Below are 12,727 nucleotides of genomic sequence, written 5' to 3'. Positions count from 1 at the left end.
CCTGTTGATGGACAGGGTGCAAATGAATTATTTTCGAATATACACTGCGAACGGTTCAAATCTTGACTTTCGTAGGAGCGGCTTCCAGCCGCGATTCTAGTGGGAGCCCGCTATTTCTGTCGCGGCTGGAAGCCGCTCCTACAGGAGCATCAATAAGTCAAGATCTCAACCGTTTGGAGTATAAATATGAAACACCCTGCGAGAGAAGGAAGTTTCCATGAGCAAAGACACATATTATCTGCGCATCGCCCAGGCTGTGGCGTCGGAATCCAAGTGCCTGTCACGGCAGATCGGCGCCATCCTGGTGAAAGACAAGTCCATCATTTCCACGGGCTACAACGGCCCCCCGCGAGGCGTGCCCCATTGCGACGAGCGGTACACCTGCGATGCCTACCTGATGGAAAGCCTCGAAAAAATCAACGGCCCCCGTGTCTACGATCCCAAGGTATGCCCACGCCGGGCCATGGGTTTTCAAAGCGGCGAGGGACTGCATTTCTGCATCGCGAGCCACGCTGAAGTCAATTGCATCAACAACGCCGCGCGGCAAGGGATCGCCACCTATGGCAGCTCCATGTACCTTTCCTGCGAAATCCTGCCCTGCAAGTCCTGCCTGTGCGAAATCATCAATGCCGGAATCCAGGAGGTGGTCGTCGTGGAATACAACCCGTACGACCGGACAAGCCTTTTTTTGATCCAGCACAGCGGACTGCGCATCCGGACCTATTCGGCATCCGGATAGAAAAGGGACGCCCCTTTGGAGCGCCCGGCGAGCACCTCCTCCTTGACAGCTGCACACTATATATCTTAAGTTATTTTATGAATTTAGCATAAAACAAAGCCATGCTGAACGGTTGAAAGCAAGGCGTGGCAGGGAGGTAATCACCATGGCACATGAAACGATCAGAGTCTCTCCATGCGTGGCATCATGCGTGGACGACCAAAAAAATAAGATCTACCTGGAAGTCGAGCTCCCAGGAGTGGACAAAGAAGGCATCAAGCTCACCGTTCATGAAGACAGCTTCTATCTGACAGCGGCGCGCCGGGATGGCTACATGGAATATTCCACCAGTTACGCCCTGTGCTGCCCCGTGAAGGCGGAAGAAGCCAGGGCAAAATATGAAAACGGACTGCTGAAAATTGAACTCCCCTTCAAGGAGGCCTTGGAAGGGGCCGTCAATATCGCAGTGGAATGAACCCACGTGCAACGAACCCTGCCCAATGGTTCTCTCATGCCATTGGACAGGGCGACCCTAAAATACCGTAAGCTCTGTACAGTGGATTTTATCCTCGTTCCCCCGTGCCTCCGGCACTCATTCAAATGCATCCCCACCGCACGCCGCCGGTCCGTCAGAGACCCGCAAAGAGCTGAACACAGATGTTCTCATAGCAACCGATGCCAATGCGGTCGTAACGACGATCCAGGATATTCTCCCGATGGGAAGGGCTATCCATGAGGGCATCATGAAGGGCTCGGGGGGGCAGGTAGCCCTTGACAAGGTTTTCACCGGCATACCTGAATTCGCAGCAGGATTTCACCATGTCCCAAACAGGATTTCTCCCCGTCCGAGGATCTTTATGGGTAAAACGATGATTCCCCACCAGGTACCTGGCTCGCAGGTGCGCTTTGCGAGCGAGGCAGTCGTCCCACCTGAGCGCACTGTTTTCACGGCTCACCAGTTGGTAGAGCTTTCGGGCGGTCTCCCCATCGAGGGGTTTGTCCATCTGCGGGCTTGTTTCCCGAACAGGGTTGCTCTGTGATGCAAGAGGCTTGGAAGGGGCTGTGCAGGAAAGCAGGAACAAGGTTCCGGCCAGCACCAGTGAAAGCGCTCCCCCAAAATATATGCGAGACTTTTTCATTTCCATATCACTTCAGCAATCAGTCGTTCATCTTGAAGTCCGGGGCTTTAGTATTTACTATTCATAAGAGTCGGTGGCCGCAAATGCTGAATCCTTTGCATCTTTACAACAATCCTCGAAAAACTGCGGACATGCTCTCCGTGCTCAAAGGAAAGGCAAACTTCATGAAAAAACTCTGTCTCGCCATGGCCCTTTTCTTCCTCATGGCCTTTGTGTCGACGGACGAGGCAGGAGCCTTCCGCTGCGGCACGCACCTTGTCCATATAGGCGACATGAAGTGGGATGTCTTCCAAAAGTGCGGCCCCCCCAATTTCAGAGACGCCTGGGAAGAGAAGCGCTTGGAGCACGTCTACGGTGCCCCGTATGGCGACTGGGACAGCTCCCTTCAAACACGCATCCCCTTTGGCGCAGTCGTCTACGTCCTCATTGAAGAATGGGTCTACAACTCCGGCCCCACCCGATTCGTACGGATCCTGCGCTTCGAAAACAGCCGCCTCGTGGAAATCACCACGGGAGATTATGGGTTCTGAAAGGTGATGGTCCCTGCTTCAACGGAGCACGCGCACAGCCTCAGAGCTCGGCTTTGATCTTTTCCAGGGTGCTCTGCAGGCCCCCTTCCCCATAGGGTCTCGACCGCCAGGACGTGATGAAGCCGTCTTCCACCTTTCTGGGAATCAAGTGAAAATGGATGTGGTCGATGAGCTGACCGGCCGCCCGGAAATTGTTCTGCAGCAGATTGAAGCCGTCCGCTCCCATGGCTCGATGGATGGCCTCCCCCACATTTTTTGCCGCCTCGATGCAGGCGTGCAGGTCTTCTGCAGGAGTCTCAAAGAGGGTGGCGTAATGATTCCTGGGAAGAACGAGGGCGTGACCGGCGTTGATGGGATTGATATCGAGAAAACTGATGACCCGTTCGTCTTCGTACAGTTTGGCGCAGGGAATTTCGCCTCGGACGATCTTGCAGAAAATACAATCCGTCATGGTGTCCTCCATTGCTCAGGGCGGAGGGGGTGATCCCCACCCATTTGAAGTCGTACTGCCTCTTCCCAAAAGAGTGCCTTCAGAGCCATCGGCTGCAGGCCGCTGCAATTCATATTGAGGGATCGGAGCAACGCTGCTAGAGTATCAAAGATGTGTAGAGCTGTAAAGAATCGCAGCTCACGGGATTTCCCAGAGAAAGGAGAGAGTGCATATGCAGTTGCTGGCCATTTACGGATCCCCCCGCAAAGGGGGAAATACGGATCTCATGCTGGATGCATTTGTCGAAGGCGCCTCAGCGGCCGGGGGCGAGGTGCAGAAGATTTACGTCCGGGATATGAAGCTGAACGGATGCCTGGGATGCGGGCACTGCGACAAGAAGGGCGTCTGCATTCAGAAGGACGATATGACCGGCTTGTACCCTCTCCTGGAGAGCGCTCCCCGCATTGCCGTGGCCTCTCCCATCTATTTTTACGGCGTTACCGGCCAGTTGAAGCTGCTCATCGACCGCTCTCAGGCGTGCTTCATGAGCCAGGAAGTGGCAAAAAGGGAAGGCCGTGAACTGCCTCCCAAGGAAAGCCGCAAAGGATTTCTGTTGAGCGCCGGCGCCACACGGGGGAAGCGCCTCTTCGAATGCGCCGTCCTGACGGCCAAGTACTTCTTCGATGCCCTCCACATGGATTATGCCGGGGAGCTCTGCTTCCGGGAACTGGAGGAAAGAGGGGCCATCCTTCAGCACCCCGTGATGCTGGAAACCTGCCGGCAGGCCGGCAAAGACTTTCTCGCCGGCCCCTGACCCGACGGCCGCTGAAGACTTGACGCACATACATACATCAGGGATTTAGAGCTTCCCTCATTGTAGGAGCGGCATCCTGCCGCGACGGTCAACTGGTCGCGGCAGGATGCCGCTCCTACAATGAGCCCCAAGCCATGAAGCCCCATGACCTGGGCGATCAGCGCAAGTCAGCGCTTCAGTCAGCGTTCTTCAGCGTCCCACCCCAAGAAATCCGCTCCCGCCTCAGGGAAGGTCCGTCATTTCACAGGCGATTTCGGCGAAGGGGAACAGGCATTCCCTGTTCAGAGATCCGATGTACTCTTCCACGCCCCCGAGCCGTTCCACCTCCAGAAAGCGCCTCATACCCTCGATGATTTCCCGGGTCACCGCCGGATGAACGAAATTGGCGGTACCCACCTGGACGGCCCTGGCTCCCAGGAGGAGAAATTCCAGGGCATCCGTGGCGTTGGCAATTCCCCCGATGCCGATGACCGGACAGTCCACGGCCTGGAGCACCTCGTACGTGCAGCGCAGGGCAATGGGCTTGATGGCTGGCCCCGAAAGCCCCCCGAAGACGTTGGCCAGCTTGGGGCGGCGTGAAAAGATGTCCACGGCCATGGCCGCCACGGTGTTGATGCACGACAGCATATCGCTCCCCGCCCCCACAGCGGCTTTGGCGATTTCTCCGATGTGCGTGACATTGGGGGTCAGCTTGGTGATGAGGGGGAGCGTCGTCGCGCGCCGCACGGCCTCCACCACCCGTGCCGCCATGGAGGGCTCCGTCCCGAAGATCATCCCGCCGCTTTTCACATTGGGGCAGCTGATATTGATTTCCAGGGCGACGATCCCCGGGACCCCCTCCAGCCGCGCAGCCAGCTCGGCATATTCTTCCAGCAGGTTGCCGAAAATGTTGACGATCACCGGCACCTGCCGGTCCCTCAGGTAGGGCAGCTTGGATTGCAGGAAGGCATCCACCCCGACATTTTCAAGGCCAATGGCATTGATCATGCCTGCGGGGGTTTCCACCAGGCGGGGCGGCGGATTCCCCGGACGGGGAGCCAGAGAAATGCCCTTCACCACCACGGCTCCGAGTGCCGTGAGGTCCAGAAAATCCGCGTATTCTTCCCCGTAGCCGAAGGTGCCCGAAGCCACCATGACGGGATTCTTGAGGCGCAGAGGTCCTAGCTGTACAGAAAGATCGTGGGAGGCGCCCCGTGCGTCTGGATTTTGTGCCATTGGATGGATTCCGCTCCAAAAATGGGTCCGTCTTTGCAGACATGCAGGTAATGGTCCTGGGAGGATGCGTCCGCCTGCGCGGCCGGCAGGGCACAGCCCAGGCAGGCCCCGATCCCGCAGGCCATGAGGGATTCCAGGGAAAGCTGGGAAGGGACTTTGTGCTCCAGAGCCCACCGGGCGACGTGGTACTGCATGGCCAGAGGTCCGCAGGCGTAGAGCTGCGAAGGCTGCAGATTCTTTTCCTGGACAACCCGGCGGAGCAGGTCCGTGACGAAGCCGCCATACCCCAGGCTGCCGTCGTCCGTGCTCCGATATACGGAAATCCCCAAATCCTCCAGCAGGTTTTCAGGAAGCTGCTCCGCCCCGGTGCGCGCCCCGTAAAAGAGATGGATATCCGCGGGCCTACCGACCCCTCCCTTTGCCAGAAGCTGCTGAATGAGCTCCTGAAGGGGGGCGATGCCGATGCCTCCGGCAACGACAACGACAGGGCCGGCGGCGATCGGCGGCAGCTCGAAACCGTTTCCCAGGGGCCCGAGAAGGCTCAGCGGCGTACCGGGAGCACACCGCGACAGCCACCAGGTACCCTTCCCCACCACCCGGTAGAGCACTTCCACGATCCCCTCCTCGGGGAGGATTCGGTGAAAAGAGAACGGGCGCCGCAGGAGTGGGTCCATCCCTTCCCGCACCTGGAGCATGAAAAACTGCCCGGCGCGGGCGGCCCCGGCCATGCGGGGAGCCTCCAGCCGCAGGCGGTGGGTTTGGCGGGCGACTTCCTGCTGCTCCAGCACCCGGCCTTCTTCCAGGAATTTCTGCATGGATTTTCTACCTCTCCCACGCCACCACGGCCGCCAGGCGCCCCATCGTGCCTTCGCCCCGATAGGAAAAGAATTCCCCTTTCTCACACACGGTACAGCGCTGGGCGTCCTCGATGTTCTCCAGGCGCAGCCCGGCCTGGACCAGCTGATGGCGGCTGATGGCCCAAAAATCGAAATACCGGGGCCTCACCTGAAAGTCCCAAAACTCGGGGGGAAGCTCGTCCCGGTAGTTCTTGAACTCGGCACAGCACGGCCCCAGGGAAGGCCCAATGGCTGCGAGCATATCTTCCGGACGGCAGCCGAAGCGCTCCCGCATGACCCCGACGGCTTTACAGGCAAGCGCACCGACGCTCCCGCGCCATCCACTGTGCACATTGGCAATGACCCGCTTCACGGGGTCCACCAGGAAAATGGCCTGGCAGTCCGCCACCTTGATCATCAGACCCACTCCGGGCAGATCGGTCACCAGTGCGTCGCCGGGGGGAGTCACCCGCACGGGAAAACGGTCTTCCGTACGGGCCAGGGATTCCGCATCCAGTACATGGATGGTGTCCCCGTGCACCTGGGGGGCGGCCACGAGCACGTCGACGCCCAGCGCTTTGCCGATGCGGGAGAGATTTTCCCGCACCGCCTCGTGGGAATCGCCGATATTCCATGCGGCATTCAGGGAAGCGAACGGCGGCGCGCTGACCCCTCCATGCCGCGTGAAGACTCCGTGAGTGAGGCCGGCTACTCCCGAGAGGTTCTTGAAGACATGACAGGAAGGGCCTTTCTCTGTTTCCATCATTGCATGGCTTTCATTATCTTGTCTGATATCCATCATTCCCCCTGGCACCCCTCCCCTGCTTACCGCCAAATTTATTTGAGAGCAAGTTTTATTGACAATGGACGCCATACCCTTAGCTTTCCTCCCATGACAAATGCACATGAAGGATCGTAAAAGAAGGAGAAAACACTCATGCCACAGGTGAAAGAATTGATGATGCTGACGATCGAGTTCAGCATCAAGACGAAGAGCCCTCACGGTGAAATCGCCGAACTGCCTCCCCAAACGTCTCGATTCGTCTACGGAGTCGACGCGCAGTACCCCTCGGTGGAAGCCGCTCTGCAAAATAAAAAATGCGGTGACCGCGTCCATGTCTACGTCCCCCCCGAAGAATTGTTCGGAGTCTACGATGAATCCCTGGTGCGGGAGCTCCCGCGCGAGGACTACAAGCAGGAACGTCTCGCCGAAGGCAGGATGTACCGGGAAATGAAAAAGAAGACCCTGGTTCAGTTCATGGTGAAGGAACTGCGGGACGATGTCATCGTCGCCGACTTCAATGATCCCAAGGTCGGCACCTCGGCGGAATTCGACATTATCATCAAAGACCTTCGTGAAGCCACCAAGGAAGAGCTGCGCCCCTCCTGCGCCCGCGGTCCGGAAATCATGACGGAATGAACCATCCCCATGCAGGCATGAAATGCGGGTCTTGCGGTGCCGAGCAGTAGTGAGAGAATCCGCTACGGAACACGAGGAATCCACTCCTGAATGACAAGGATGGCGAGGCCCTCTCCGGGTCTCCGGCAGCAACCCCTCATCCCTGGAGGCCTTGTGCCTCCAGGGGGAGTCTTCCCGGTCCCGGGATCAGGTTCCCTACGATGCGAAGCGGCTGGATGAATCCGTTGACAATGCGGGGACCGTATGGTACCAAAACCCCATCGAAGGAGTTTGGAAAAACTCCCCGCAGTCTACCGGACAGTTTTAAAGGGCGACTAGCTCAGTGGATAGAGCGTTGGTCTCCGGAACCAAAGGTCCCGGGTTCGATCCCCGGGTCGCCCGCCAAGCAAAATCAAGGACTTAGCCAGACTGGTTGAGTCCTTTTTGCATTTGTGGTTGCGGATAGGTTGCGGATGGTTGCGCATCGTCAAGTTCATCGATATTGGTTGTACTCTCCTTCAGAAGCCACTTGTAATAAGTTCGATTATTCGAGCACCTTGCGCTTCGAGGTAGGTCTCATCCATGCATGGGTTGACCTGTGAAATATAGTCTTCGCTTACAATAAACTCGGTAAGCTTTCACGCTCGCGTCTGTCAGGAAATCGAGGCTTGGCCGGTCGGCATTCTGGCTGATTTTGCCCGGATGGTCGAACTTCTGGTGGAATTCGGACCCGACCTGCGTATGCCTCATTCGCGGGCGCTGGGCAAAGGCACCTCGCCTGCTGATTTTTCCTCCCCTGACCCGTCCTCCGTGGTCTCAACCATAGCGGAGGTTGCCGGCATGAAATTCGCCGTTAAGCACACCGGAGTTGTCCACAGGGTATTCCATGACTTGCGATCATCTGGGAGGTATCAGAGGAAGATTCCACACAACAGAAATTCAGTTGCCCCGTGAGGGATCTCCAATGGCAGAGACCACCAAAGGTCGGGGGCACGCTTTGGGTACGTCTCGCTTTGTCTTGTTATGGAGATTATGACAACGTGAAGTATTTTCTATAAGGAGGCAGTCCTGAATGTGGACAAGCCATAAGGCTACCATCTCGCTTGGAATCTCGTCGAAGGCCGGTACGGGAGTTTTCCCTGCCTTGTCGCGCTGGTTCATGACGCCTGCACTATCCCCTGGGGGCTCTTTTACGAGGTCAGCTTTTAACGAACGAAGTGATGGGATTTAGTCAAGTAGCCAATGACACCGGAGCAATGCTAGAATGTGGCTCACCCATTAGATGTAACAATATGTTACATTCCTCTTGACCACTTCCATTTTTCAGGATTATCATTTGGGTGAGTCGTTTACCAGTTCGGAAGCCACCAAGCTCGTGCGTGAGATTGCAAGGTTCGGTGATGTACAAACAACCGGTCACTGCCGAAAGAGGATGGTGGAAAGGCAGTTCAGCTTTCAGGATCTCATTTCGGTGCTGCTGAATGGGGAGGTAAGAGACCAGCCCGAATATGATGAAGCACACGGTCAGTACAAGTACCGGGTCGAGGGCAACAGCATTGATGGTGATTCAGCCGTAGCGGTAACTGTCATCGTGAGCGACCGTGCGGTCTTGGCAGTGACCATCTTTTGAGGAGACGATATTGGATCGTCCAGAGAAATGCCCAACATGCGGGAGTGAACATTTTCTTTTCGAGAAATCACACCACCATTTTCTTGAAAGTGGACTGGACAATGTTCACCTGACCAACGTTGAAATCGGGACATGTGCCGATTGCGGCGAAAAAGTCGTTTCCATTCCACATCCAACCGAGCTCATGAGACTGATCGGTGAAAGCATCCTGCTCAAACCCACAAGTCTTAACGGTGCCGAGATCCGATTCCTCCGCAAGAATCTCCATTTGAAAATCAACGAATTCGCTCAATTGCTCGGAGTGGATCGGGTGACCGTCTCCAGATGGGAAAACGAACACGAGAAGCCATCGAGAGCCGCTGATCGATTGGTGAGGCTGACCTATGCCGTGGAGGCGAAGATCGGTGAGGGAATAGTAGAAGAGTTACGAAAGAATCTCAGGAAGGAAGACATCGATTCCAAAGTGGATTTTTTCGTGTCACTCCCGTTGGCATCATAACGACTACTTTGTCATTGAAGCTTGCAACCTTCCGCATTTGATAGAAGGAAATGAGCAAGGTGTGCTCAATCTGACGGGAAACCAGAGTCTTGAAGAGTGCTAAAATTCGAAATTCTAATTATCTGGAAGAACTGCCGGCAATCAAAACGATGCCATCATCTCAGCCGGTGACTAAAATTTGTAGAGTATGAGAGGTATCAAGAAAATGGCCCAACTACCCAGACTGACAGAATCCGACATCAGCCGGTGGACCGGAGGAAGGTCCTTTGAACGAGGTCGAACCTACTTCCGTGAGGGCGCGATATACAATCCCCTCTGCCAGGTCTCAACTCTGAAAGCCCAATGCATGGGCTCTCAGCCGGAGCCCTATCGCGTGGAGATCGAGCTGGGATCGGAAGGGATAGTCACCGGCCGCTGTTCCTGCCCGGTTGGAGGGGACGGAAGGTGTAAGCATGCTGCTGCTCTGCTTCTCACCTGGCTCGATAGACCCGAGGATTTCCTGGAGATGGAAGACCTGCAAACCCTTTTGCGGAAGCGCAGCAAGGAGGATCTCATTCGCCTCGCCTGCAGGATGATCGAGCGCCACCCCGATCTTGAATCACTCCTTGAGCTGCCTTCAGCCGATGGAACGGAAGCCGGGAGGCAGATTGATCCGGAATTGATCCGACGCCAAGTGGTGAGTGCCTTCGGCACGGCTCGAGGTGATTGGGAAGATGCCTGGAACATTTCCCTGCAGCTTGAGGGAGTTCTTAAGCTGGGTGATGACTATTCCCAGGCCGGGGACTGGCGTAATGCACAGATCGTTTACCAAACCGCGGCGTGGGAGATCCTGCGGAATTATGAAACAGTCCATGAAGAGGAAAGCGAGCTTGTCGATATCGTAAATCGGTGCGTCGAAAACCTCAAGCCGTGTCTAGCCGCTGCAAGCGACCCGGCTGAACGAGAGGTCATTCTGAGAGGCCTTTTCGATGTCTACCGGTGGGATGTGGATTATGGAGGCATAACGGTGGGAGAAGAAGTCCCCGGGATCATCCTCGAACTGGCGACTCATGAGGAGAAGGAGCTCATTTCAGAATGGGTGCAGGAAGCCATGCCTGCTGGAGGAACGTGGAGCCAGGATTACCATCGGCAAATCTTCGGAGGCTTTCTGCTGGATCTCAAGAGGGATACTCTTGACGATGAGAGCTTCCTTGAGATCTGCCGCAAGACAGGGCGCCTTCAGGACCTGGTGGCTCGGTTGCTTGAGCTTCATAGAATAGATGAGGCCGTGACCCAGGCCCGTGCGGCCAGTGACAATGATCTCCTCCGCCTGGCCGAGCTATTCGAAATCGAAAACCATGGCGAGCGTGTTGAAGAGCTCATCCGCGACCGCTCGAAAGCCAGCCAGGACAGACGCCTGGTCGAGTGGTTGAAGCAGTGGGCGATCAAGAAAGGCGACATCCCGGAAGGACTGAGGCTTGCAGAGCAGCTCTTCTGGGCCGGTTCATCCATTGCAGGCTATAAGGAAATAAAGAGCCTGGCTCAACAACTGAGTCATTGGGAAGGGATGCGTCCTCAGCTGATGAATCGCCTGGAAAGGGGCCGGCAGTCTTCTTTGCTCACAGAAATTCATCTTCTTGAAGACGAGATCGATGCCGCTCTAAAGACCTTGCGACAGTCTTCCGGTGGGCCAGGAGGATGGGGCGGCTCCCCATTGAGCATTCGTACCGCCAAGGCAGCTGAGAAGAGTCGGCCTCGCGAGGCTATCACCCTTTACGTCGAAGCGGCTGATCGTATCATCAAGGCCCGGGACCGGAAGAGTTATGCCGAGGCGGTCGGATACCTCGGTCGAGTGCGGGAATTGTACCGGGATTTGGGTGAAGAGAAAACGTGGCAGAACTTTATCACCGATCTTAGGGACAAAAACCGGCGCCTTTCGGCTCTGAAAGAAGAACTGAATCGGGCCGGCATGTAGGGGAATCATGGAGAGGACATTTACCAGCGATTCTTTTCCCATCATTCATACCTACAAAGCTCCTCTCGCTCACGGATTCTGCTATCCTCTCCTGAACGGCCACAATGAACGTTTTTTCCGCTTCTCTTGGACTTCCTTGTAATACTCTACGGTAATGGTTGGAACTTCCAGTGGCTCACCTTCTTCGATTCTCTCTATTGCAATGCGGTTCATTCGTGCCGGCTCATAGCGGGGATCGAGGGCGAGCGCCCGGTCGAGGCAGTCAAGAGCTTTTTCCTTCTCTCCCACAGCCCCATGGACGAGGCCCAGATTGCCCCAGGACTGCACATGCCCGGGGTCAATTTCGAGGACATCCTGAAAGAGCTTGTTTGCCTCTCGCCATTGCCTCTTCTCCATGAGCGAGAAGGCCTTCTCGAAGAGGTCCGCCGCCTTCAGGTAGTCCTCCAGACTGAGCCCCCTGTCTTTTCGTATGCTCAACTCCAGCTCCGACAGGCGATCCCTGGCCATTTTCACGATGTCTTTGTCCATGCCGCTGGAGACCGTTTCCTGTAGTGAACGAATAGCCCCTGTGTAATCGCCGAGCTTGAACTGGGTGGTCGCTTTGTTGAACCAGGCAGCCGTGAAGTAGGGAAAAATGGACACGGAGAGATCGAAGTGTTTCAGCGCCTCTTCGTAGCGTTCCTCCTGAGCGGCCACGACACCGAGCCCGAAATGGACCGTGTGGTTTTTCGGATGATTCCTGACAAGGCCTTCAAGTGTGCTCGCAGCCTCTTTTGTCCTCCCACGCTCGGAGAGAGCCAGGGCTTGATCGACCTGATCCTCCAATTCTTCATCCAACTCGATGATGAAATCCTTCTTCGGCTTCTTTGCCGGTGCGGAGCTTCTTTGGATTTTCTCCGCATGATAGGCTGCGGCGGTATCGTAGTAGTGGCAACCGATGCACTCTTCGTTTCTCAATTCAGGGCAGCATATGGAGCAGATGGCCTGGTTCTCTCTCTTCTTGCAGAACCTTTTGCCCTTTCTGCTGTTGCATACCGGGCATATAATTTTGGGCATTGCAGCATCCTCCTCAAGAGTGTCCCAAATGGCTCAATTTATGATATAGCATGTGTTATTTGTGCAACCAAGACCCTTGTGGGCGAATGACCATGGACCGTACCTCCTTGCAGGGGATCTGTTCTCCGGGGCATGCTGAAAGAGGATGGTGGAAAGGCAGTTCAGCTTTCAGGATCTCATTTCGGTGCTGCTGAATGGGGAGGCAAAAAACCAGCCCGGATATGCTGAAGCACAGGATCAATACAAGTGATTGATAAAGGTTGATTGGGCTCGGGACGCGGTTTCCCGGTCCGCATGATGAGTTTTCGATCCATATTCCTAAGTACCCAAGCAAATATTTTCAAACAAAGTTGATATGATGAACGAAATCGGATAAGTGGTATTACGATGTTAATGTCAAAGCCTCTACGAGGAGCCTGCGTGAAGTACGTAAAGCCATTATCCGAAGCCGAATTGATCACACTTCGAGAAATGTGTGAGCACCACTCATCTCGTCGAGCCCGCATG

14 protein-coding genes and 1 tRNA gene are annotated in these 12,727 nt (G+C 55.7%); 9 read left to right on the top strand and 6 right to left on the bottom strand.

Annotated elements, in window-relative coordinates; translation table 11 throughout:
* Positions 1-217: 217 nt before the first annotated feature.
* Entirely contained in the window at positions 218-739 is a 522-nt protein-coding gene (locus MWC30_RS01400) for a deaminase (protein ID WP_244082360.1), read from the top strand.
* 145 nt (positions 740-884) lie between these two features.
* Complete coding sequence (locus MWC30_RS01395) at positions 885-1,193, top strand: Hsp20/alpha crystallin family protein (RefSeq protein WP_244082359.1); 309 nt, start codon at positions 885-887, stop codon at positions 1,191-1,193.
* Positions 1,194-1,347: 154 nt separating this feature from the next.
* Here MWC30_RS01395 and MWC30_RS01390 read toward each other — a convergent pair whose 3' ends face one another.
* The gene (locus tag MWC30_RS01390) at positions 1,348-1,857 is read right to left on the bottom strand and encodes a CAP domain-containing protein (RefSeq protein WP_244082358.1); all 510 of its coding nucleotides are present in this window, start codon (positions 1,855-1,857) and stop codon (positions 1,348-1,350) included.
* Positions 1,858-2,021: 164 nt separating this feature from the next.
* Between MWC30_RS01390 and MWC30_RS01385 the strand changes: the two genes are divergently transcribed.
* Positions 2,022-2,387 carry a DUF2845 domain-containing protein gene (locus tag MWC30_RS01385; RefSeq protein WP_244082357.1) on the top strand — a complete coding sequence of 122 codons (366 nt, stop codon included), beginning with the start codon at positions 2,022-2,024 and terminating at the stop codon, positions 2,385-2,387.
* A 40-nt stretch (positions 2,388-2,427) separates the two neighbouring features.
* Here the strand turns inward: MWC30_RS01385 and MWC30_RS01380 are convergent, their stop codons facing one another.
* Positions 2,428-2,838 (bottom strand): HIT family protein, encoded by a 411-nt coding sequence (locus MWC30_RS01380; protein WP_244082356.1) that lies wholly within the window; start codon positions 2,836-2,838, stop codon positions 2,428-2,430.
* 211 nt (positions 2,839-3,049) lie between these two features.
* On the opposite strand from MWC30_RS01380, the gene MWC30_RS01375 reads away from it, so the two are divergent.
* On the top strand, positions 3,050-3,631 hold the full coding sequence (locus tag MWC30_RS01375; RefSeq protein ID WP_244082355.1) for a flavodoxin family protein: 582 nt from the start codon (positions 3,050-3,052) through the stop codon (positions 3,629-3,631).
* Between the two features lie 222 nt (positions 3,632-3,853).
* Here the strand turns inward: MWC30_RS01375 and MWC30_RS01370 are convergent, their stop codons facing one another.
* Genes MWC30_RS01370 through pgeF form a run of 3 tightly spaced genes read right to left on the bottom strand, consistent with a single transcriptional unit; the run spans position 3,854 to position 6,448 of the window.
* Complete coding sequence (locus MWC30_RS01370; RefSeq protein ID WP_244082354.1) at positions 3,854-4,846, bottom strand: dihydroorotate dehydrogenase; 993 nt, start codon at positions 4,844-4,846, stop codon at positions 3,854-3,856.
* Positions 4,792-5,661 (bottom strand): dihydroorotate dehydrogenase electron transfer subunit, encoded by an 870-nt coding sequence (locus tag MWC30_RS01365; RefSeq protein WP_244082353.1) that lies wholly within the window; start codon positions 5,659-5,661, stop codon positions 4,792-4,794. Before MWC30_RS01365 ends, MWC30_RS01370 begins: the two co-directional genes overlap by 55 nt.
* Before the next feature lie 7 nt (positions 5,662-5,668).
* Positions 5,669-6,448, bottom strand: a complete 780-nt coding sequence (gene pgeF / locus MWC30_RS01360; protein WP_244082352.1) for a peptidoglycan editing factor PgeF — start codon at positions 6,446-6,448, stop codon at positions 5,669-5,671.
* A gap of 171 nt (positions 6,449-6,619) precedes the next feature.
* Between pgeF and MWC30_RS01355 the strand changes: the two genes are divergently transcribed.
* The 5 genes from MWC30_RS01355 to MWC30_RS01335 all read left to right on the top strand — a co-directional run bounded on the left by MWC30_RS01355 (position 6,620) and on the right by MWC30_RS01335 (position 11,164).
* A complete protein-coding gene (locus MWC30_RS01355; protein ID WP_244082351.1) occupies positions 6,620-7,102 on the top strand; it encodes a peptidylprolyl isomerase in 483 nt (160 codons plus the stop codon).
* A 308-nt stretch (positions 7,103-7,410) separates the two neighbouring features.
* Positions 7,411-7,486: transfer RNA gene (locus MWC30_RS01350), tRNA-Arg, on the top strand.
* 931 nt (positions 7,487-8,417) lie between these two features.
* Complete coding sequence (locus tag MWC30_RS01345; RefSeq protein WP_244082350.1) at positions 8,418-8,711, top strand: DUF4258 domain-containing protein; 294 nt, start codon at positions 8,418-8,420, stop codon at positions 8,709-8,711.
* A 10-nt stretch (positions 8,712-8,721) separates the two neighbouring features.
* Positions 8,722-9,210, top strand: coding sequence for a type II TA system antitoxin MqsA family protein (locus MWC30_RS01340; protein ID WP_244082349.1), 489 nt, complete (start codon positions 8,722-8,724; stop codon positions 9,208-9,210).
* 205 nt (positions 9,211-9,415) lie between these two features.
* Positions 9,416-11,164 (top strand): SWIM zinc finger domain-containing protein, encoded by a 1,749-nt coding sequence (locus tag MWC30_RS01335; RefSeq protein WP_244082348.1) that lies wholly within the window; start codon positions 9,416-9,418, stop codon positions 11,162-11,164.
* An 81-nt stretch (positions 11,165-11,245) separates the two neighbouring features.
* Here MWC30_RS01335 and MWC30_RS01330 read toward each other — a convergent pair whose 3' ends face one another.
* Positions 11,246-12,220, bottom strand: coding sequence for a tetratricopeptide repeat protein (locus tag MWC30_RS01330; RefSeq protein WP_244082347.1), 975 nt, complete (start codon positions 12,218-12,220; stop codon positions 11,246-11,248).
* Positions 12,221-12,727: the final 507 nt, after the last annotated feature.

This window comes from Desulforhabdus sp. TSK (genome assembly GCF_022836495.1).
Classification (GTDB): Bacteria; Desulfobacterota; Syntrophobacteria; order Syntrophobacterales; family Syntrophobacteraceae; genus Desulforhabdus.
The sequence above is the reverse complement of the archived record's forward strand: the minus strand, read 5'-3'. Positions and strand labels throughout refer to the sequence as shown.

Coding starts and splice junctions, on each gene's coding strand:
- MWC30_RS01400 (WP_244082360.1), top strand. CDS start 218: ATGAGCAAAGACACATATTATCTGCGCATCGCCCAGGCTGTGGCGTCG.
- MWC30_RS01395 (WP_244082359.1), top strand. CDS start 885: ATGGCACATGAAACGATCAGAGTCTCTCCATGCGTGGCATCATGCGTG.
- MWC30_RS01390 (WP_244082358.1), bottom strand. CDS start 1,857: ATGAAAAAGTCTCGCATATATTTTGGGGGAGCGCTTTCACTGGTGCTG.
- MWC30_RS01385 (WP_244082357.1), top strand. CDS start 2,022: ATGAAAAAACTCTGTCTCGCCATGGCCCTTTTCTTCCTCATGGCCTTT.
- MWC30_RS01380 (WP_244082356.1), bottom strand. CDS start 2,838: ATGACGGATTGTATTTTCTGCAAGATCGTCCGAGGCGAAATTCCCTGC.
- MWC30_RS01375 (WP_244082355.1), top strand. CDS start 3,050: ATGCAGTTGCTGGCCATTTACGGATCCCCCCGCAAAGGGGGAAATACG.
- MWC30_RS01370 (WP_244082354.1), bottom strand. CDS start 4,846: ATGGCACAAAATCCAGACGCACGGGGCGCCTCCCACGATCTTTCTGTA.
- MWC30_RS01365 (WP_244082353.1), bottom strand. CDS start 5,661: ATGCAGAAATTCCTGGAAGAAGGCCGGGTGCTGGAGCAGCAGGAAGTC.
- pgeF (WP_244082352.1), bottom strand. CDS start 6,448: ATGATGGAAACAGAGAAAGGCCCTTCCTGTCATGTCTTCAAGAACCTC.
- MWC30_RS01355 (WP_244082351.1), top strand. CDS start 6,620: ATGCCACAGGTGAAAGAATTGATGATGCTGACGATCGAGTTCAGCATC.
- MWC30_RS01335 (WP_244082348.1), top strand. CDS start 9,416: ATGGCCCAACTACCCAGACTGACAGAATCCGACATCAGCCGGTGGACC.
- MWC30_RS01330 (WP_244082347.1), bottom strand. CDS start 12,220: ATGCCCAAAATTATATGCCCGGTATGCAACAGCAGAAAGGGCAAAAGG.